This window comes from Stenotrophomonas sp. K-6, from assembly GCF_056861555.1.
This window is the reverse complement of the sequence record NZ_JBSPUC010000002.1, coordinates 148,343-167,970: the sequence shown is the minus strand read 5'-3', so window position 1 is coordinate 167,970 and position 19,628 is coordinate 148,343. Positions and strand designations below refer to the sequence as shown.

General features: G+C 66.3%; 24 protein-coding genes and 1 tRNA gene. 12 read left to right on the top strand and 13 right to left on the bottom strand.

All coding sequences use genetic code 11. The annotated features are described in order from the left end of the window. Positions 1-111 precede the first annotated feature (111 nt). Both AC13F7_RS06135 and AC13F7_RS06130 read right to left on the bottom strand, forming a co-directional pair. Entirely contained in the window at positions 112-1,419 is a 1,308-nt protein-coding gene (locus AC13F7_RS06135) for a type II toxin-antitoxin system HipA family toxin (RefSeq protein ID WP_482999583.1), read from the bottom strand. Beyond that, positions 1,416-1,766 (bottom strand): helix-turn-helix domain-containing protein, encoded by a 351-nt coding sequence (locus AC13F7_RS06130; protein WP_481468328.1) that lies wholly within the window; start codon positions 1,764-1,766, stop codon positions 1,416-1,418. Before AC13F7_RS06130 ends, AC13F7_RS06135 begins: the two co-directional genes overlap by 4 nt. Positions 1,767-2,089: 323 nt before the next feature. Between AC13F7_RS06130 and AC13F7_RS06125 the strand changes: the two genes are divergently transcribed. Beyond that, complete coding sequence (locus tag AC13F7_RS06125; protein ID WP_482999582.1) at positions 2,090-3,256, top strand: nucleotide sugar dehydrogenase; 1,167 nt, start codon at positions 2,090-2,092, stop codon at positions 3,254-3,256. Positions 3,257-3,292: 36 nt separating this feature from the next. Here the strand turns inward: AC13F7_RS06125 and AC13F7_RS06120 are convergent, their stop codons facing one another. The 10 genes from AC13F7_RS06120 to AC13F7_RS06075 form a co-directional block, all read right to left on the bottom strand. Continuing rightward, the gene (locus AC13F7_RS06120) at positions 3,293-4,180 is read right to left on the bottom strand and encodes a DMT family transporter (RefSeq protein ID WP_353084521.1); all 888 of its coding nucleotides are present in this window, start codon (positions 4,178-4,180) and stop codon (positions 3,293-3,295) included. 32 nt (positions 4,181-4,212) lie between these two features. Continuing rightward, entirely contained in the window at positions 4,213-5,262 is a 1,050-nt protein-coding gene (gene murB / locus AC13F7_RS06115) for a UDP-N-acetylmuramate dehydrogenase (RefSeq protein ID WP_482999581.1), read from the bottom strand. Next, a complete protein-coding gene (locus AC13F7_RS06110; protein WP_481468324.1) occupies positions 5,259-6,314 on the bottom strand; it encodes a quinone-dependent dihydroorotate dehydrogenase in 1,056 nt (351 codons plus the stop codon). Before AC13F7_RS06110 ends, murB begins: the two co-directional genes overlap by 4 nt. A 9-nt stretch (positions 6,315-6,323) precedes the next feature. Continuing rightward, the gene (locus AC13F7_RS06105) at positions 6,324-7,094 is read right to left on the bottom strand and encodes a class I SAM-dependent methyltransferase (RefSeq protein ID WP_482999580.1); all 771 of its coding nucleotides are present in this window, start codon (positions 7,092-7,094) and stop codon (positions 6,324-6,326) included. Between the two features lie 7 nt (positions 7,095-7,101). Continuing rightward, complete coding sequence (locus AC13F7_RS06100) at positions 7,102-7,386, bottom strand: DUF4190 domain-containing protein (protein ID WP_259261038.1); 285 nt, start codon at positions 7,384-7,386, stop codon at positions 7,102-7,104. Positions 7,387-7,436: 50 nt separating this feature from the next. Beyond that, entirely contained in the window at positions 7,437-8,222 is a 786-nt protein-coding gene (locus tag AC13F7_RS06095; protein ID WP_482999579.1) for an SDR family NAD(P)-dependent oxidoreductase, read from the bottom strand. Continuing rightward, positions 8,222-9,754 carry an L-piperidine-6-carboxylate dehydrogenase gene (amaB, locus tag AC13F7_RS06090; RefSeq protein ID WP_482999578.1) on the bottom strand — a complete coding sequence of 511 codons (1,533 nt, stop codon included), beginning with the start codon at positions 9,752-9,754 and terminating at the stop codon, positions 8,222-8,224. Before amaB ends, AC13F7_RS06095 begins: the two co-directional genes overlap by 1 nt. Before the next feature lie 182 nt (positions 9,755-9,936). Then, positions 9,937-10,013, bottom strand: a tRNA-Arg gene (locus AC13F7_RS06085). A gap of 98 nt (positions 10,014-10,111) precedes the next feature. After that, positions 10,112-10,276 (bottom strand): hypothetical protein, encoded by a 165-nt coding sequence (locus AC13F7_RS06080; protein ID WP_482999577.1) that lies wholly within the window; start codon positions 10,274-10,276, stop codon positions 10,112-10,114. Between the two features lie 17 nt (positions 10,277-10,293). Further along, positions 10,294-10,665: a hypothetical protein gene (locus AC13F7_RS06075; protein ID WP_482999576.1), complete on the bottom strand. Its 372-nt coding sequence runs from the start codon at positions 10,663-10,665 to the stop codon at positions 10,294-10,296. A 156-nt stretch (positions 10,666-10,821) separates the two neighbouring features. Here AC13F7_RS06075 and AC13F7_RS06070 point away from each other — a divergent pair, with 156 nt between their 5' ends. The 9 genes from AC13F7_RS06070 to AC13F7_RS06030 all read left to right on the top strand — a co-directional run bounded on the left by AC13F7_RS06070 (position 10,822) and on the right by AC13F7_RS06030 (position 17,149). After that, positions 10,822-11,310, top strand: coding sequence for a DUF421 domain-containing protein (locus AC13F7_RS06070; protein WP_482999575.1), 489 nt, complete (start codon positions 10,822-10,824; stop codon positions 11,308-11,310). A gap of 97 nt (positions 11,311-11,407) precedes the next feature. Then, a complete protein-coding gene (locus AC13F7_RS06065; RefSeq protein WP_482999574.1) occupies positions 11,408-11,647 on the top strand; it encodes a hypothetical protein in 240 nt (79 codons plus the stop codon). A gap of 183 nt (positions 11,648-11,830) precedes the next feature. After that, on the top strand, positions 11,831-12,994 hold the full coding sequence (locus AC13F7_RS06060; protein WP_482999573.1) for a zinc-dependent alcohol dehydrogenase: 1,164 nt from the start codon (positions 11,831-11,833) through the stop codon (positions 12,992-12,994). A 1-nt stretch (position 12,995) separates the two neighbouring features. Continuing rightward, positions 12,996-13,991, top strand: coding sequence for an acyl-CoA dehydrogenase (locus tag AC13F7_RS06055; protein WP_482999572.1), 996 nt, complete (start codon positions 12,996-12,998; stop codon positions 13,989-13,991). After that, complete coding sequence (locus AC13F7_RS06050) at positions 13,988-14,737, top strand: PIG-L deacetylase family protein (protein ID WP_482999571.1); 750 nt, start codon at positions 13,988-13,990, stop codon at positions 14,735-14,737. Before AC13F7_RS06055 ends, AC13F7_RS06050 begins: the two co-directional genes overlap by 4 nt. After that, complete coding sequence (locus AC13F7_RS06045) at positions 14,734-15,321, top strand: SAM-dependent methyltransferase (RefSeq protein ID WP_481468305.1); 588 nt, start codon at positions 14,734-14,736, stop codon at positions 15,319-15,321. Before AC13F7_RS06050 ends, AC13F7_RS06045 begins: the two co-directional genes overlap by 4 nt. Then, complete coding sequence (locus AC13F7_RS06040) at positions 15,318-16,031, top strand: glycosyltransferase family 2 protein (protein ID WP_482999570.1); 714 nt, start codon at positions 15,318-15,320, stop codon at positions 16,029-16,031. The genes AC13F7_RS06045 and AC13F7_RS06040 overlap by 4 nt, the downstream gene beginning before the upstream one ends. 179 nt (positions 16,032-16,210) lie before the next feature. Beyond that, on the top strand, positions 16,211-16,660 hold the full coding sequence (locus tag AC13F7_RS06035) for a PA2169 family four-helix-bundle protein (RefSeq protein WP_481468301.1): 450 nt from the start codon (positions 16,211-16,213) through the stop codon (positions 16,658-16,660). Between the two features lie 201 nt (positions 16,661-16,861). Further along, positions 16,862-17,149, top strand: coding sequence for a hypothetical protein (locus AC13F7_RS06030; protein WP_046272599.1), 288 nt, complete (start codon positions 16,862-16,864; stop codon positions 17,147-17,149). A 54-nt stretch (positions 17,150-17,203) separates the two neighbouring features. On the opposite strand, the gene AC13F7_RS06025 is transcribed toward AC13F7_RS06030, so the two are convergent. Then, positions 17,204-17,692, bottom strand: a complete 489-nt coding sequence (locus AC13F7_RS06025; RefSeq protein ID WP_482999569.1) for a GNAT family N-acetyltransferase — start codon at positions 17,690-17,692, stop codon at positions 17,204-17,206. An 89-nt stretch (positions 17,693-17,781) separates the two neighbouring features. Between AC13F7_RS06025 and AC13F7_RS06020 the strand changes: the two genes are divergently transcribed. Both AC13F7_RS06020 and AC13F7_RS06015 read left to right on the top strand, forming a co-directional pair. Then, positions 17,782-18,471, top strand: coding sequence for a helix-turn-helix domain-containing protein (locus tag AC13F7_RS06020; protein ID WP_482999568.1), 690 nt, complete (start codon positions 17,782-17,784; stop codon positions 18,469-18,471). Positions 18,472-18,537: 66 nt separating this feature from the next. Further along, entirely contained in the window at positions 18,538-19,485 is a 948-nt protein-coding gene (locus AC13F7_RS06015; protein ID WP_482999567.1) for a DMT family transporter, read from the top strand. Positions 19,486-19,628: the final 143 nt, after the last annotated feature.

The window sequence follows — 19,628 nt, the reverse complement described above, 5'->3', positions numbered from 1 at the left end:
ACCCCGCGATCGGGGTGGGCCAAAGCTAGCAGGGGCTGTAACCGTTTACATGACGCGTCGCAATATTGAGCGCGCCCCTCAGTGGCCGGGTTGGCGATCTGAATGCGCAGCTCAGCGAATGTCCGTGCGCAGGCTGCCGCGGATCTGATCGCGCCAGACCTCGGCGACGCCGACCTGATCGGCAAACTGCGGCCAGCGCAGCACGCTTTGCCGGACCTGCTCGATGATGTCCCGGGCGCGGCGGGCATTGATCGAGGCCGTCGCGGCACAGGCGGCCAGGTCGGCCAGATCGAACCCCTCGCGCTTGCCGTTGATCGACATCTGGTGCCGGGCCGTCCAGTCGCCGTCCGGGTTGTATGCCCAGGTGATGTCGAACGCGGGCGACAGCGACCACTGGCCCTGCCGATCCATCAGGTAGGCGATATTCTTGACGTGGTCGTCCTGGTTGCGCGCGACCACGTTGAACACCATCCGCCGGAACTGTTCCTCCAGCTGCGCCATGGGCAGGCGCAACTGGCGCATGACCAGCAAGGCCTGCTCGTAGGAGTACGCCGTGGGATCATTGAAGTCGACGTGGGCCATCGCCGCCAACGACTGCATATGGCGCTTACCCCCGGCATCGGTGCGATCAAAGCGTTGGGTCATGAAATGGCGGCGGCCGCCTTCCTCCAGCAGCCGGCACTCGCTGATCTGGATGCCCGCATCACGCGCCATCAGTGCGTACGCGTACTCGACCACGCCGTAGCCCTTGGGGTCCGCCAGTTCCTTGTCGCGGTTGTTCTGGACGCCATCGAACTTGAGCAGCCAGTAGCTGAAGCCTGCCGCGGCCGCGGCCTGGCCCGATCGGACCTCACCGGTGTCTTCGTTCCAGGCGATCACGGCCTTGGCGCGTGCGCCACCGGCCGAGGTACCCACGCGCAGAATGTCGCGCAGCGCATCGGCACGTTCTTCATCGCCGAACGAGGCGCGCAGGTTGTCGCGGTTGCTCAGGACCTCGGTGGCCAGTGCGACCAGCGCATCGATCTGGATTTTGTGTGCCGTGCGCACGCGCGGACCATGTACCGGCGAGAACTCCAGCGCGCCCATGCCGCGCGCGCCGGTGTAGCACAGCCGCTCCACCGCATTGAAGCTGTCCGGCGTGCGGCCCTGGGTGGCCAGCCACGCGTTGATCAGGGTATTGCCGTACTTGTCCGGCAGGGCGTCGGCGAGCAGGCCGGGCAGGCCATGGAAGCTTGCCGGGTTGAGGGAGGGGAAGCTGTAGATCCGATCCGCCGCGAGCGGCAGGGTCAGCGGGGCGACCTCGATGCTGGACCGCGCGAAGGCCGGGTCGTAGGCAAATTGTGCGATCCGCTCGCCGTCGGCCAGCGTCACCGCACCGATCCGGCTGCCCCACAGGCGCACCTCCGCCGTGGTGCTCATTGCTCATCGCCCCAGGTCCAAGGCTTGGCCGGTGCGGGCTCTGCCACCGCCGGTCGCGCGCGCTGGCGCGGGTGGCCGCGGCGCTCCAGCAGATCGATCGGATTGGGGCCGTCGCTGGGCAGCATCACGTCCAGCGCATCCAGCCTGCCGAGCGCGCGCAGGCAACGGATCAGATTCGCCAGCTGGGCGGGCGTGCCGTCTTCCAGCCGCTGCACGGTGCGCTTGGAGACGCCCGCGGCATCGGCGAGCTGCTCCTGGGTGATGCCCTGTGAAAGCCGCGCGCGGGCAAGACGTTGCCCCAGCTCAACCAGGACTGCCTCGTCTGTCATCAGATCAGTGATCGCCATAAAGTGACCCTCCTGACGCTTTGTATCGCACTATCTGGATAAGGCGTCAAGTATGACGCGTTATGTGAACTATATTCTGTTCACAGTAAGGTGTCAGATATGGCGCATTATTCAGTAAAATCGAGTTTAAAGCGCCAATAGTGGCGCGTAGTGAAGCATGTGTCTGTAAGTCGGGTCTCCACCACGGAAGACGGGGCCGGGAGACCGGCACCGCAGGAAGCAGCATGCACAGCCATCCTGCCGCCCCCCTGCGCGGACGGTCCAACACACGGCGTTTGATAACATCCGCCGTTCACGCAGGACGCTGTCAACGAAAGACCTCAATGAAGATTGCCGTCGCCGGAACCGGATACGTAGGCCTGTCCAACGCGGTGCTGCTCGCGCAGCATCACGAGGTGGTGGCGTTGGACATCGACCCGGCCAAGGTGACGATGATCAATGCCCGCCAGTCGCCCATCGAGGATGCCGAGATCGAGGATTTTCTCGCCCATCGCGCGCTGAACCTCACCGCCACGCTGGATCCTGCGCAGGCCTATGAAGGTGCGGACTTCGTCATCGTCGCTACGCCGACCGATTACGACCCCACCTCGAACTACTTCAACACCGGCTCGGTCGAGGCAGTGATCGCCGATGTGGTGCGGATCCATCCGTCGGCGGTCATCGTGGTCAAGTCGACCGTGCCGGTCGGCTGCACGGCCGCGCTGCGGGCCAGGTTCAACACCGACAACATTCTGTTCTCGCCGGAATTCCTCCGCGAAGGCCGCGCGCTGCACGACAACCTGCACCCGAGCCGGATCATCGTGGGCGAGCGGTCCGAGCGCGCCGCGGTGTTTGCCGACCTGCTGAAAGAAGGCGCGATCAAGAAGGACGTGCCGGTGCTGTTCACCGATGCCACCGAGGCGGAGGCGATCAAGCTGTTCTCCAATACCTACCTGGCAATGCGGGTGGCCTACTTCAACGAACTGGATACCTACGCCAGTGCGCACGGGCTGGATACGCGCCAGATGATCGAAGGCGTCAGCCTGGATCCGCGCATCGGCGGTCATTACAACAACCCGTCCTTCGGCTACGGCGGTTACTGCCTGCCCAAGGACACAAAGCAGTTGCTGGCGAACTACAGCAAGGTGCCGCAGAACCTGATCCACGCCATCGTCGAGGCCAACCGCACGCGCAAGGATTTCATCGCCGATGACATCGTGGCGCGCAACCCGAAAGTGGTGGGCATCTACCGGCTGGTGATGAAGGCCGGCTCGGACAACTTCCGCGCCTCGGCGGTGCAGGGCGTGATGAAGCGGATCAAGGCCAAGGGCATCGACGTCATCGTGTACGAGCCGGTGCTGACCGAGCCGACCTTCTACCGCTCCCGCGTGGTCAATGATCTCGTGGCGTTCCTGGACGAGGCGGACATCGTCGTCGCCAACCGGCTGACGCCGGAGCTGGAGGGCGTGGCAAGCAAGGTCTACACGCGGGATCTGTTCGGGTCGGATTGAGCCTGGAGAGCATCCACGCATCACCCCATGCGGGGTCTATTCCCCCGGCTTGGCGGCTGCGGTGACGGCCTGCGATTTCGCTCGGCGTGCCAGCACCGCTTCGCGGTGGGCAATGTAGGCATTGGCGCCGAGGATGATGCCGGCGCCGATGACGGTCCAACGGTCCAGCGTTTCATTGAACAGCAGCCAGCCCAGCAGGCTCACCAGCGGCAGTTGCATGAAACTGATCGGGGTCAACGCGGAGACCTCGCCCAGGCGCAGGGCGCGTGTCCAGAGGAGCTGGCCCAGCGTGCCGAGCACGCCGGTCGCGACCAGCCAGACCCAGGCCAGGCCGGTCGGCCAGACCCACACGAAGAGGGCCGGCACCAGCGACAGCGGCACCCAGAACACATAGGTGTAGAACACCACCGTGTCCGCGCTGTCGACACGGGTGAGCTGCTTGATCTGGATCGCCACCAGTGAGCTCAATACCGCGGCGCCCACCGCGACCAGGGTGCCAGGGGTGAAGCTGGTCGAACCGGGGCGCACGATGATCAGCACGCCGATGAAGCCGATGATCACCGCCGCCCAGCGGCGCATGCGCACCGTCTCGCCCAGCCACAGCACGGCAGCGATGGTCACGAACAGCGGTGTGGAGTAGGAGAGCGAGATCGCCTGGGAGATCGGCAAATGTCCGATCGCCCAGAACGCGCACAGCATCGAGGCCAGCCCGATCGCACTGCGCAGGAAGTAGCGTGGCAGCTGCTGCGTCTTCAGCGGCGCGCTGCCCGGGCGGATCAGCATCGGCAGCAGCGCCAGCAGGCCGAAGGCGTTGCGGAAGAACGCCACTTCCTGGGTGGGCACGTAACGGGTGGCGTAGCGGATCGCGATCGCCATCAGGCCAAAGGCCAAGGTACTGCCAAGCATCAGCAGGGCGGCCCGCAATGGCGTGGCCACCGGCAACGCGGGGGCGGGGTTCACCACTGCGCGCCGATCAGCCTGGGCTCCGGTTCGATCGGCACGCCGAACTTCTCCAGGACCGAGGCGGAGATCCGCCGCGCCAACGCGAGCAGTTCTTCACCGGTGGCCTGGCCGTAATTGACCAGCACCAGCGCATGGCTCGGGGCCACGCCGGCATCGCCATCGCGGTAGCCCTTCCAGCCGCAGCTTTCGATCATCCAGGCCGCGGAGATCTTGCGACGGCTGTCGTCGTCGGCCGGGAACACCGGCAGCTCGGGGAAGTGCTGCAGTAGTACTTCCACCTGCTCCAAGGGCAGGATCGGGTTCTTGAAGAAGCTGCCTGCGTTGCCCAGTACGTCCGGATCCGGCAGCTTGCGGCGGCGGATGTTGATCACCGCGTTGGCCACATCGGCGGCCACCGGCAGCTCCACACCCATCGCCGCCATTTCCTCGGCGATCCCGGCATAGCCCAGGCGCAGGCCATGCAGCAGGGGCAGGCGCAGTTCGATCGCCGTAATCAGGTAGCGGTCGGGGTCGCGCTTGAAGATGCTGTCGCGGTAACCGAACTGGCAGCCTTCGGCATCCAAGCGCACCCAGTCGTTTTCGTGTCGGTCCCAGGCATCCAAGGCCTGGATGAACTCACCGACCTGCGCGCCATAGGCGCCGATGTTCTGGATCGGTGAGGCGCCGGCAGTGCCGGGGATCAAGGCCAGGTTCTCCAGCCCGGAGAGACCGTTCTGCAGCGACCACATCACCAGGCCATGCCAGTTCACGCCGGCACCGGCGCGCACGATGGTGTGGTCGGCGCGGTGCTCGAGGATTTCGATGCCGCGGTTGGCGAACACCAGCACGGTGCCCTCCACGTTGTCGGCGATCAGCACATTGCTGCCGCTGCCCAGTACCAGCAGCGGTTGTTCGGCGACGCGCGGCAGCGTCAGCACCTCGGGCAGCACGGAAGGATCGAACACCTCCAGCAGCTGCGCAGCGGTGGCGTCGACGTGAAAGGTGTTGAGCGCCTTGAGCGAGGCGTTCTCGGTAATGGACCAGGCAGTCATGGCGTCGTTCACAGCGGTGCCACCGCGCCACGGCTTGGCGCCTCTCTGCGGCGGCGGATGGCTTCCACGCACTCGTGCACCAGCTCCGGGCCACGGAAGATCAGGCCGCTGTAGCACTGCACCAGCGCCGCACCGGCGGCCATCTTGGCCACCGCATCCGCACCGGATTGAATACCGCCCACGCCGATCAGCGGCATCGATTCGGGCAGGCGCGCGCGCAGTCGGCGCAGCACCAGGGTGGACTGGCCCAGCAGCGGCGCGCCGGACAGGCCGCCGGCTTCGTTGGCACGCGGGTCACCGGCCACCGCACTGCGGTCGATGGTGGTGTTCGTGGCGATCACGCCGTCCACCTCGAGTTCGCCGAGCACGCGCGCGGCGGCGTCGATGTCACGGTCGCTCAGATCCGGAGCGACCTTGACCAGCATTGGCACGCGCTTGCCGTGCTTGGCCGCCAGGGTTTCCTGGCTGTCGCGCAGCTGCGAAATCAGCTGGCGCAGGGCGGTCTCTTCCTGCAGCTCGCGCAGGCCGGCGGTGTTCGGCGAGGAGATGTTGACGGTGATGTAGTCGGCCAGCGGATACACCTTCTGCAGGCAGTGCTGGTAATCGTCGAACGCGTGTTCGTTCGGGGTGTCCTTGTTCTTGCCGATGTTGATGCCGAGTAGCCCGGTGCGGCGCTTGGCGCGCTCGACATTGCGGACCAGCGCATCCACGCCCAGGTTGTTGAAGCCCATGCGGTTGATGATGGCCTGGTGGTCCGGCAGCCGGAACAGACGCGGCTTCGGATTGCCCGCCTGCGGGCGCGGGGTGATCGTGCCGATCTCCACGAAGCCGAAGCCCAGTGCCAGCAGCGCATCGATGTGCTCACCGTTCTTGTCCAGGCCGGCGGCCAGACCCACCGGATTCGGGAAACTCACTCCGAACGCGTTGGTCGGCAGCGGGTCGATGCGGCGGCCCATCAGCGGCGTGGTGCCGGTGCGATAGGCAAGGTCCAGCGCGCTCAGGCCAAGGCCGTGGGCGCGTTCTGCATCAAGGGCGAACAGGAAGGGGCGGGCAAACGAGTACATGGCGTTCAATCAGTCCAGCGTGCCGACAAAGGCACGGGTTTGGTATTCAAAAGCGATCTGGCCGTCCACCGCGTGGGCGTCGAACAGCTGCTGCAGCGCGGCCAGCATCGGCGCGTGGCGCGGGTGACCGGCCTGCGGGGCATACGACGAGGAGAGCAGGCGGCCACGCAGGCCATCCAGGTCCATGCGCTGCACGTTCGGCAGCCGGGCCATCCCACGCAGGCCGTTACCGAACCATGCGCGCATGGTGTCATCGTCCTGGTAGCGCTCGGCCACCTCGGTGTAGTCGGTGCCGAATTCCAGCAGCAACTGTTCGTAGCCGATCAGGAACGGGGAGGCATCGAGCAGACGCGAGTTCCAGAAGATCAGGGCCATGCCTTCGGGCTGCAGGATCCGCGCCCATTCGTGGCGTACCGCGGTGGTGTCAAACCAGTGGAAGGCCTGTGCGGCGGCGACCAGGCCGACGCTGTCATCGGCAAGGCCGGTTGCTTCAGCGGTGCCGTCGGCGATCTTCAGGCGCAGGTAGTCCGGTGCGAGCAACTGTTCGGCGGCCTCGCGCATCGCGGCATTTGGCTCCACCGCGATGACCGGGTGGCCAGCGGCCAGGAACAGCCGGGTGGAAATGCCGGTGCCGGCGCCGATGTCGGCGACCAGCGTTTCGGCGGCCACACCGATGTCGTGGTGCAGCCAATCCAGCAGTGCCGGGGGATAGTCGGGACGGTAGCGGACGTAGTCGGCCACCCGACTGCTGAAGCGTTCGGTCGAATCCGAGCGGCTCATGTGCACCTCACGATTGGGAAGCGGCAAACCAGGCCAGTCCGCCGAAGAACAACAGGATCACCACCAGCGCGAGCAGGCTGCCGATCACGATGATCCAGCCCAGGATCAGGCCGGCCAGGGCCATGCCGTCGCCTTCCAGTTCCAGTGGGCGGCGGCGGATCTCGGCGCGGGCCAGGTGGCCGGTGACGATCGCCGCGATGCTGCCGATGAAGGGCAGGGCGGTCCAGCCGAGGATGCCCATGATCAGGCTGACCACGGCCATGGCACTGGTTTGTCGGGGCGGAAGGCTCATGCAGGTCCTGGTCGCGGTGGGGTGGTTCGATGATAGGGCCAGCGGCGGGTTTATCCCATCAGGACCTGGCCACCATCCACATTCAAGGTGTGCCCGGTGATCCAGCCCGCCAGTGGCGAGCACAGGAACAGCGCGGCGTGGGCGATGGCGGCCGGCTCGCCGAAGCGACCGAACGGGATCTTCGCCAGGGTATTTCGATACAGCTCCGGGTCCTGCTCGCGTCGGCGCGCCCACAAGCCATCCTCGAACTCGATCGAGCCCGGAGCAATGGCATTGACGCGGATCCGCTGCGGCGCCAGCGCCAAGGCCTGCGAGGTGGTGTAGTGCATCAGCGCGGCCTTGGCTGCCGCGTACGGCGCGCCACCCGGGCGCGGCTGTTGGGCCGCGATCGAAGCCAGATTGAGAATGCAGGCATCGCTGGACTGCTGCAGCCAGGGCAGGGCCAGCCGCGAGGCGCGCACCGCCGCCATCAGGTCGACGTTCAAGCTGGCTTCCCAGCCCGCCTCGTCGTCGGCCATGCCGTAACCGGTCGCGTTGTTGACCAGCACATCGATGCCGCCCAGCGCCTGAGCGGCATCGGCCAGCCAGCGGCCGATGTCGTCCAGCTGGGCGAGATCGGCACTGGCCGTGTGCACGGCCAGACCCAGGGCCGCGGCATCCGCACGCAGCGCGGCCAGACCGGCCTCACCGCGTGCGCAGACCGAGACGCGGGCGCCTGCCGAAGCAAACGCCAGCGCCACCGCGCGCCCGATGCCCTTGCTGCCGCCGGCGATCAACACCCGGCGCCCGGTGAACTCCAGGCGCGGGCCGGCCGGCAGATGGGGCGCGGGTTCCATCACAGGTCGAACTTGATGCCCTGGGCCAGCGGCAGCGAATCGGAGTAGTTGATGGTGTTGGTCTGGCGGCGCATGTAGACCTTCCAGGCATCCGAGCCGGACTCACGGCCACCGCCGGTGTCCTTCTCGCCACCAAACGCACCACCAATCTCCGCACCCGAAGTGCCGATGTTGACGTTGGCGATACCGCAGTCCGAACCCGCGGCCGAGAGGAAGCGCTCGGCGGTCTTCAGGTTGGTGGTGAAGATCGAGGAAGACAGGCCCTGCGGCACGCCGTTCTGCATGTCGATCGCTTCGTCGAGCGTGCTGTACTTCATCACGTACAGGATCGGGGCGAAGGTCTCATGCTGGACGACCTCATCGCTGTTCTTCAGGCCGGTCACAATGGCCGGCAGCACGAAGTTGCCGGCGCGGTCGATGCGGGTGCCACCGGTCTGCACGGTGCCGCCGCTGGCCTTGGCCTTCTCGATCGAGGCCAGGAACTGTTGCACGGCGCCGTCGCTGTTGAGCGGGCCCATCAGGTTGGCCGGGTCGGTCGGATCGCCGATCTTGCCTTCTACCTGCTTGTACGCCTTGATCAGCGTGGCCAGCACATCGTCATGGATGGACTCGTGCACGATCAGGCGGCGCGTGGTGGTGCAGCGCTGGCCGGCGGTACCGACGGCGCCGAAGACGATGCCCGGGATCGCCAGTTTCAGATCGGCGGTTTCATCCAGGATGATCGCGTTGTTGCCGCCCAACTCCAGCAGGCAGCGGCCCAGACGATGCGCGACCTTCTCGGCGACCTGGCGGCCGACCTGGGTCGAACCGGTGAAGCTGATCAGCGGCACGCGCTTGTCGGCCACCATCTTCTGCGACAGCTCGGTGCCGGCATCGTTGATCAGGAAGAACAGGTCCGGGAACCCGCCGTCACGCAGCGCTTCATTGCAGATGCGCATGGAGGCGATCGCGGTGAGCGGGGTCTTGTTGGAGGGCTTCCACAGGCAGATATCGCCGCAGATCGTGGCCAGGAACGAGTTCCATGCCCACACCGCGACCGGGAAGTTGAACGCACTGATGATGCCGACCAGGCCCAGCGGCTGGTACTGCTCATACATGCGGTGGCCCGGGCGCTCGGAATGCATCGTGTAGCCATAGAGCATGCGGCTCTGGCCCACGGCGAAATCGGCGATGTCGATCATCTCCTGCACTTCGCCATCGCCCTCGGGCTTGCTCTTGCCCATTTCCAGCGCGACCAGGGAGCCCAAGGCATCCTTGTTGGCGCGCAGGGCCTCGCCACACAGGCGCACGGCTTCGCCACGGCGCGGGGCCGGGGTGGTGCGCCAGACCTTGAAGGCCTCCTGGGCGCGGGCGACGATGGTTTCGTAGTCGGCGTCGGTGGTCGCGTAGACCTGTGCGATGGCTTCGCCGGTGGTCGGGTTCACCGGGGTGATCACCCCGGCATTGGTGGCCGAGGACCACTCGCCGTTGCCAAGGTAGGTGCCAGCGTTGGTCGCGTCGAGGCCGAGGGCCTTGAGCAGGTCAGAGGACATGCAAACTCCTGTTGCGTTGCGTTTGTAAGGCGCTGGCCGCTGGCAGGGTGGGGGGCGGCAAGCTCAGCCCCGAATGGTAACAGAGGGGCGCAATGCCTCATCTGGCGGTGAAGCGCACCACTTGGCACCCCCACGGCGGCAGTAATCCGCCCGGCAGGCGATGGCGCGAGAGCATCCGATGGTGGTGACCCCGGCCCGATTCGAACGGGCGACCTTCCCCTTAGGAGGGGGACGCTCTATCCAGCTGAGCTACGGGGCCAAAACGGCCTGCAAGGATACAGGCAAACAGGTGGGTTCTGCAGCCGGATACCCTTCCAGAGCATATCGCCAGCCCAGCTGGGGGAGGCGCCGCGCAAACTACGGTGCTGGCGGACGCTCATAGTCCTCAGGCGTCGCTCCATGCTCTGCCTCGGGCATGTCCTTGTCCTTCCACCGGGCATCATCGTTCCTCAGCTTGTCCGGGGTATGGCTCTTCTGCTGGTCATCTTCTTCGGTCGCCGGTGCTCGCGGTGCAGTAGTCATGAGAGGTCCTCGTTTGATCAGCGATCCAGCGTCTGTTTGCCGGCCGTACCGTGCTGGCCGAAGTTTGGCTGGGTAATGCCGTCGTCCTCGCGCACGCCATCCGGCTCACCTTCACCGGCTTTGCCTCCCTTGCCATGGCCGTGCTGGTTGCAGCCCTCGTTCCGGGTCTTCAGGTGCGCCGCATCGGGATCTTTCGCGTCCTTGTCGTCCTTCGGTGGCTTGGCCGCGACGAACGGGGAAATCGGATCACTGGCCGGGAAGGTCTCTTCCAGCGCCTCATCGTGGTTCTCCGACGTGCGCTTCTTGTCGACGGTGCCTTCCGCCGGCGGGCAGTTGTGCGTGGCGTGGGCGTCTTCGGCGGAGGCGGGCGGGGTCTTGTCGTGCTGCATGGCGTGTCTCCTGCGCGAACGGGTGGCGCGGTAATGGCTCGACGCTAGCCCTGCCGCTGTTACGCAGGAGCGGGGGTGCCGTGAAGGGCGGGTGCTCCCACCGGCTTCACCTGTGAGTTCCTATCGTCCAGGCCTCGCCACACGGAGGCTGCCGCGATGCATGAGATGTTCGAGTTGGGGATGGAATGGTGGGAGTTCGTGTTCCGCGCGGTCGCGGTCTACGTTGTGGTCCTGTTGCTGACCCGATTGAGTGGCAAGCGGTCCATGGGCCAGTCCACGCCGTTCGACATCCTGGTGATCGTGCTGCTGGGCACGGCCGTGCAGAATTCGTTGATTGGTGAGGACACCTCGTTGCCAGGCGGTCTCATTCTGGCGGCCACCCTGATCGGCCTGAACTGGTTCGTCGGCTTCCTGGGTGCGCGCAGCAAACGGCTCAACGAGATCGTGGAGGGCGTGCCCGTGGTGCTGGCAAGGCACGGCACCATCTACTGGGAGCAGGTAAAACGCTGCAATGTCAGTCCGGCGGATCTGGAGGTGGCGATGCGCGCGAATGGCTGTGAGGGCTTCGGGCAGGTCGAGCTGGCCGTGCTGGAAACCTCGGGCGAGATCACGGTGCATAAAAGCCCTTCCGGAGGCGACGACTGATCCGCCGCTCGGGCTCGCGCGCGGCGGTGCTGCCCTCGCTGGACGTTGACGGGATGCCGCGTAGCGTCCAAGCCGCCCCACAACAGGACAACGTGCGATGTACATGCCACTGGACAGTGAAGCGATGACCCCACGCGATCATGCGATCGCCCAGGTGCCGGACCCGACCCCGGACCCCATGCCGCCCGCGCCGCCGGTGGAAGAACCCGGCCGAGGCGATCCACCGGCGCATGAGCCGCCGCAGGAGGTGCCGCCGGAGGGTGATCCCGCGCCTGCATCGCCGCCTCAGGAGCTGCCGCCGGATCCGGAGACGCCTTCAGCGCCTTCGGTAGAGTGACACCCACCGCATCGACACCGCACCCGCAGAATGAATGATTTATCTGTGGGGCAAGGGCAAGGGGCCCGCCTGGCGGAACTGTCGGCCTGCTACGTGACGGGATGAAGGCCGCGCACACAGTGCGGTCACGACACTGCCACGCCGTAACACGTACCACAGAGGTACTTGGACACGGAGTTTGCTATGCGCGCACTGACTTACCACGGCAGCAAGGACGTACGGGTCGACACCGTGCCGGATCCCGCGCTGGCCGCTGCGGACGACATTATTCTGCGCGTCACCGCCACGGCGATCTGTGGCTCTGACCTGCATCTTTACCGCGGCAAGATCCCGGATCTGCATACCGGCGACGTGCTGGGCCACGAATTCATGGGCGTGGTGGAGGAAGTGGGCGCGGGCGTGATGGATCTGCGCCCGGGCGACCGCGTGGTGATCCCCTTTGTGATTGCGTGTGGCGAGTGCTTCCACTGCCGACTCACCGAGTTCGCGGCCTGCGAGACCACCAATACCGGCAAGGGTGCGGCCGTAAATCAGAAAGGCATCCGCCCGCCGGCGGCGTTGTTTGGCTACAGCCATCTCTATGGCGGCGTCTCGGGCGGGCAGGCGGAGTTCGTGCGCGTGCCCAAGGCCAATGTCGGGCCGTTGCGCATTCCGGACGCGCTGGCTGATGAGCAGGTGCTGTTCCTGTCCGACATCCTGCCGACCGGCTACCAGGCGGCAATCAATGCAGGCGTGAAGCCGGGTTCCACGGTGGCGATCTTCGGTGCGGGCCCGGTTGGCCTGATGAGTGCGGCGTGCTGCCGCCTGCTCGGTGCAGAGACGATCTTCATGGTCGATCACCTGCCGTATCGCCTCGCGTTCGCGCAGCAGACGTACGGCGTGACGCCGATCGATTTCACCCAGGTGGAGGATCCGGCGGAGTACATCATCACCCAGACCAATGGCCGCGGTGTGGATGCCACGATCGAAGCGGTCGGGTTCGAAGCGGAAGGCAGTGCGCTGGAGTCGGCGCTGACCACGCTCAAGGTGGAAGGCAGCAGCGGCGTGGCGATCCGCCAGTGCATCGCGGCCACGCGTCGCGGTGGCACGGTGAGCATCCCGGGGGTGTACGCAGGTTTCATTCACGGCTTCCTGCTCGGCGATGCATTCGACAAGGGGCTCACCTTCAAGATGGGCCAGACCCATGTCCAGAAGCTGATGCCGGAGCTGCTCGACCATATCGGCGAGGGCCGGTTGGACCCGGGTGTGATCGTCACCCACCGCCTGTCGCTGGAAGACGCGGCGCGCGGGTACGAGATTTTCGATCGTAAAGAGGAGGATTGCCGCAAGGTAATCCTCACGCCTTGATATGAACGCTGTAGCACCCGCTGCACCCCCGGTTGCGCAACAACAGCCGGTGACCGAGCTGGACGACCTGCAGGCGCAGGCGCGCGCATGGATCGAACATCAACCCTCGTTGCCGCCCCCCGGCGGCGGCGACACGCTGCGGCGCTGGCAGGCTCTGGCGCATATCGCATCGCGCGACCTGTGCTTGGCCAAGGTCCTCGAAGCGCATTACGACGCGCAGGCGATCCTCCAGGAACTGGGCGCAGCGAGCCCGGATCGGGATCGTCTCGGGGCGGTATGGGCAGCCGAAGGACCCGCAGCGACCCTCCGCTTTGATCGCGCAAGCGGGACGCTCTCCGGCGACAAGCCGTGGTGCTCCGGTGCGGGCTGGGTGGACCATGCGCTGGTGACGGTGCGTGACGACGATCGCGCGCGCCTGTTTCTTGTGCCGGTGCGCCGTGCCAGCGTGAGCTTCCTGCCGCAGACGTGGCAGGCCACGGGCATGGGGCGGGTCCCGAGTGGCACGGCACGCTTCGATCAGGTGCCGGCCGTCGAAGTCGGTGCAGGCGATGCCTATCTGCAGCGCCCGGGCTTCTGGCACGGGGGGGCGGGCATTGCGGCCTGTTGGTTCGGCGGGGCCAGCGCGCTGGCCGAGCCGCTGCTGCAGAACGCGCGTGCCAATCAACCGGGTACGGCGTCCGGCCTGCTCGGTGAGATTGATATGGCGCTGTCGCCCTGCGCATCCCTGCTTCGCGAATTGGCCGCGCTGATCGATGCGCAGCCCGACAAACCCCATCAGCGCGAGATCGTGCGGGCGCGCAGCGCCGTGGAGCGCGCCGCTACCCTGACGCTGGACCGGGTGGGCAGGGCGCTTGGGCCAGGGCCGATGTGCATGGCCCCTGCACATGCCCTGCGCTGGGCGGACCTGACGGTCTTCATCCGCCAGAGCCACGCCGACCGCGACTGGCAGCACCTTGGCAATCTGATGCACCGCGAGGGACGTGCGTGGACGCTGTGAATCGACAGATCGAAGGCGGTGGCGCCACTGAAGCGCAGTGGGCGGCCTCGGAGTGGCTGCAAGCGCTGCCGCTCCAATCGCCCGAGGCATTGTTCGCCGACGCTCAGTGTCTGGTGGTGGTATCGCCGCACCCGGATGACGAAGTGCTTGCCTGCGGTGGCCTGATGGCCCTGGCCGCACAGGCAGGGGTGGCGATCACGGTGATTTCAGTCACCGATGGCGAAGCCTGTTATCCCGATCAATCCGCGTGGTCGCCGGCGCGCCTGCGTGCGGCGCGCGCCGTCGAACTCGATGATGCCTTGCGCTGCCTTGGGCTGGCCAGCGCCGAGCGGATGTCATGGCATATCGGCGATGGCGCGGTGACTGCCAGCGAGACGTGGATCGTCGAACAGCTGTCGAGGGTGTTCAAGCCGGGGGATCTGGTGCTGGCGCCTTGGCGGTTCGATGGGCACCCCGATCATGAAGCGGTCGGCCGTGCCTGCGTACAGGCCAGTGCCGAATGCGGTGCCAGCCTGAAGGAGTATCCGGTGTGGGGCTGGCACTGGCTGGACCCGCAGGCGGCACCAAGCGCCTGGGCGCCAGCCACACGCGTCGCGCTCGAGGACGCCCTCGTAGCACGCAAGCGGCAGGCCATACAGCAATTCGTCACCCAGACCGGTGCAGTGGAGGGACTGGAATGCGATCCCATTCTGCCTGCGACGGTACTGCGGCGGTTTGAACGCAACTTCGAGGTGCTGATCGGATGAGTGATGTCGCCTACTTCAACGCGTTGTACGAGGAGGAGGACCCCTTCCAGTACCGAACGCGCTGGTACGAACAGCGCAAGCGTGCGCTCACCCTGGCCAGCCTGCCGCGCGAGCGCTTTGCCCGTGGCTGGGAGCTGGGGTGTGCCAATGGCGTACTGACCGCAGCCTTGGCCGAGCGCTGCGATCAACTGCTTGCCACCGACCTGAGCAAGGGGGCGGTGCTGGCCGCCCGGGCGATGACGCGGGGGCAGACCCACGTCAGCATCGAACAGGCCCGTCATCCGCAGGCATGGCCAGCGGGACGTTTCGATCTGATCGTGCTTGGCGAGATGGGCTATTACCTGGCACCTGAAGACATGCATCAGACGGCTGCGCAGGTTGTTACCTCGCTTGCACCGCAGGGCGTGGTGATTGCCTGCCACTGGCGCGTGCCGTTCGAGCAGGCGCGCTGCAGCGCTGCATTCGTTCACGGGCAACTGGATGCCTGCCTGCCCCGTGTTTTTTCCTATCGTGACGAGGACATGCTGCTGGAGGGTTGGTCCGCCGATACCACCTCGGTGGCCGCACGTGAGGGGCTGCGATGATCGCTGTGACCCTACCCGCGCACAACGAAGAACAGCTGATTGCCGTATGTCTGCAATCACTGCAGGCGGCGGCCCTGCATCCCGCGCTGCGCGACGAACCGGTGGTGATCGTGGTTGCGCTCGATCGCTGCAGTGATGCCACCGAGTGGATCTGCCAACGCATGGGTGTGGAGGTGGTCAACGTGGACGCTGGCTGCGTCGGCATTGCCCGGGCGGCCGCCAGTGAACGTGCGTTGGCGCTCGGTGCCCGCTGGATCGGCTGCACCGATGCCGACAGCGTGGTGCCGCCGGACTGGCTGGCGCGGCAGCTGCAATGTGGTGCGCAAGCGTTCTGCGGCGTGGTAGCCGTCGGCGACTGGCTGGACTATCCGCAAGCGGTGCGCGAGCAGTTTCTGCAGGGCGAGCAGGCAGTAGATGGCCACCCGCATGTACACGGTGCCAACATGGGCTTCAGCGCTGCCGCGTATCGGCAGTCCGGTGGCTTCGCGCCACTGGCGACCGGAGAGGACGTCGCCCTGATCCAGGCGATGCACGGCGCAGGCATGCGCGTCGCGCGCCTGGCCTGCCCTCGGGTGATGACCAGCGCCCGCCGTCATGCACGTGCGCCGCACGGTTTCAGTGACTTCCTGCGCCGCCTTGAGCACCGTGTCGGTCTGGCAGCCGACGACACCACCAGCAATGCGGCGGCGTTGCCGTTGCTGGCGCGCTGAAAGAAGTAACACGCATTTCGCGCTTCGACGACGCGCCGTGCACATCGGTCGCGCAGTACGTTGAGCTCGCTGAACACTCGCATTTCAGTGTCACGCCGACTTCATGGCCAATGCGGAAAAGTCGACCCACCCCGACAACAACGCAACGGGCCAATCCGGACCAACAGGAGTACATCGCAGTGAATACCGAATCGAAGACCGCGCACAACTTGAACGACCTGATCGAAATCGCCCGCGATGGCCAGGAGTTCTACACCGAGGCCGCAGGCAAGGTCGAAGATGCCGAGTTGGCGGCGCTCTTCACCCGTATCGCTGGTGTCAAGAATGACATCGTCCGCTCGCTGAGCGCCACCGTTGTCGCCGCCGGCGGCAAGCCGGCCGAGCATGGCACCTTCGTCGGTTCCATGCAGCAGTTCTACGGCAAGGTGCGCGCCACCTTGGGCGACAAGCAGTACGGCTACGTGGCCGAGCTGGAAGAATCCGAAGATCGCCTGCTGAAGGCCTTCAAGGACACCCTGACCGATGCCGACACCTCGCCGGCCGCGCGCCAGGAAGTCCAGCGTCTGCTGCCGCAGGTGCAGGAATGCCATGCCGTGATGCGCGACCGCAAGCACGCCATGAAGCACTGAGTTTCAGCTCCGCGATGCGGCGGCAATTCCCCACGGTCGCCACCGCGTCGCGTCCTGAAGCGGTACACAGAACAGCCCCGGCCCCCGCCGGGGCTGTTCGTTTGTACGGGGCAAGCGCCAGGCGGAGTGGCATCCAGACGGCAGCGAACGGTCACCGGGGAATTGGTGCATACTCGGGACAAAGAGCCGCTTGGATTTGACATGGAACACATGCGTTGGCTGACGCTTCGTCTCAGCAACAATCAATCCATCGGCCCGAAGGTGCTGATGGACCTGTGGGCCAACGCGTGCGAGACCAACCAGTCCTCGGTGACCCGCGAAACGCTGCCCGGGAAATCAACGTCCTACGCGTTGCATGCACCGACGTCGCTGGCCTATCCCAAGCGCGCGGAACTGCGCATGCGCAAGCTGCTGGAAGAGGCCGGGTATACGTTCACCCTCGGCTCGCTGGCCGACCGCCCGGCGCCGCAGCCGGTGCGCTTCCGCTGACGCCGTTCAACGGCGCCGCATTCACTCTCGATCCAATGTGCCGCTACCGCGTGTTCACTCGACGCGGTCGGCTGCCACGCTGCGGACCATGATCCGGACCGGCATGCCCGCGGCATGCTGCAGCGATTCCAGCGGTGCCCACCCCAGCCGGCGGTACAGGCCGCCATCATCGGCTTCGGTCTGCAGGTAGATATCCCGCACGCCCAGCGCCCGACCGCGCGCCAACAGCTCAGCGATGATGTGTTCGGCCAGGCCCCGCCCGCGATGTGCCGGATGGACATAGACGCCCCCCAGCCAGTGCAGCCGCTCCGGCCGCTCGGTGCGCTCATGGAATTTGAGCTGCGCGGCCGCCACCGCGACCTCGCCCTCCACTGCCACAAGCAGCAGGGGCAGCTCATCCTCCTGCAGGAAGACTTCCAGCCGTTGCTGCTCGTCCAGCAGGGTGAGTCCTGCAACCTGGCTGCCCCATTCCTGGAAGTACCACGCGGCGATGACCGGCAGCAGGTCAGGGCGATCACTGAGGGGGACGATGGTGCAGGCCACGGCGAACGCTCCATGTTGTTCGGGTCGGCTGCCATGGTACGCGGATGCGCAGCTTGCAGTGCGCTTCGCCCTGCGCGCAGACTATCGCCATGCACGCCAGCGCCTGCCATCTGCGGTGTTACGGAACGTCCAGCGATGTGGACCGGCATGACTTTGCGCAGTGGGTGCTGCCGCTGCGCGGCGATCTGGATTTCGAACTCGATGCGTCCGGCGGTCGGCTGGATGTCATGCAGGGAGCGTTCGTTGCGCCCGGTGAGGGGCACGCGCAGAGGGGCGACGGCGACCATCTGATGCTGATCGTCGATTGCCCTGCCAGTCTGATCGATGACCACACCCTCGAGCATCTGCGCCGCCAGCGGTGGCTGGCACTGCCGGAGAAATTGCGGCAACGCCTGGCCGGTGCGCCCGTGCACGGCAGCGACGATCTGCTCGCGACCCTGCTTCAGCAGTACGCACCTGCCGGCAGCGCGGCACGGCTGCATGCGCTGTGCACCCGGCTGTCGGCCAGTCCGGGGGCGGACTGGAACGTGGCTCGCATGGCGGCACTGGTCGGCATCAGCGGCAGTCGCCTGCATGCGGCCTTCGTCCAGGAATTTGGGGTGCCGCCGCAGGCGTGGTTGAGTGCCTGCCGGTTGCGCTGGGCCAAGCATCTCCTGCTGACCAGCACCGACAGCATCGCCACGATCGCCCTGGATGCCGGGTACTCCGAGCACAGTGCGCTGACCCGTGCCCTGCGCCGGGAAACCGGACTGAGCCCGCAGGCGTTCCGCAGACAGTAGCCTCGGTCAAGACGCCACCGCGCGCTGCTCCTACACTGCGCGGCCAATGCACACGCACGAGCTGCAATGAAACGATCAATGGGAGTGGGCATCGCCAACGGCGTTGCCGCCGGTGCGCTGTGGGGCGTGGTGTTCCTGGCCCCGGCGATGCTGCACAGCTTCAATGCGGTGCAGCTCTCGGCGGGTCGCTATCTGGTCTACGGTCTGATGGCTGTCGTGCTGCTGGCACCGCGCTGGCGCCAGCTCAAGGACCGGCTCGGCTGGGCTGAGTGGCGTGGACTGCTGTGGCTCAGTCTGGCCGGCAACCTGGTGTACTTCCTGCTGTTGGCCAACGCGGTGCAGTGGGCCGGTGGTGCGGCCGCCTCGCTGATCGTCGGATTGATTCCCGTCGTCGTGACCCTGGCCGGCGTACGCGAGGAGGGTGCGGTGCCACTGCGACGCCTGGCCCCGGCGCTGCTGCTCTGCCTGCTGGGCGTGGCATTGGTGGGTTATGAAGCCCTGATGGCCGAACACGCGCAGGGCTCGGCCGGGCGCAGGTTGCTCGGTCTGCTGTGCGCGGTCGGCGCGTTGTTGTCCTGGGCGGTGTACTCGATCGGCAACAGCCGCTGGCTGGCGCGCCGCCCGGATCTGTCCGGCCATGACTGGTCGCTGCTGACGGGCATCACCACCGGCGCGCTCGCCCTGGTTCTGGTGCCGAGTGCGTTTCTGACCAGCGCGACGGTGCATCCGCCGGGCGAGTGGCTGAATTTCTGGCTGATCAGTGCGGGCGTGGCGGTGGTCGCCTCGGTGCTCGGCAACGCGTGCTGGAACCGGGCCAGCCGGAACCTGCCGCTGACCCTGACTGGGCAGATGATCGTGTTCGAAACCCTGTTCGCCTTGCTCTACGGCTTTGCCTGGCAGCAGCGCTGGCCGACGCTGATGGAGACGGTTGCCATCGTCTGCCTGGTGTCGGGCGTGCTGATGTGCGCGCACGCGCATCGGCCGCCCGCGGCGGTCGCCGAGCACGTGGGGTAGGGCAGGCGTTGTGCTGTCTGGATGGTGTCATTCGCAACTTTTTGGCCGACGATCAGTGCAGATGGCGTGTGGCGATCTTTTGCAGCGCAGCACTTGACAAGCAGGGCGGTGGCGTAGTTTTCTTGGCCCATGGTCACCCCCGC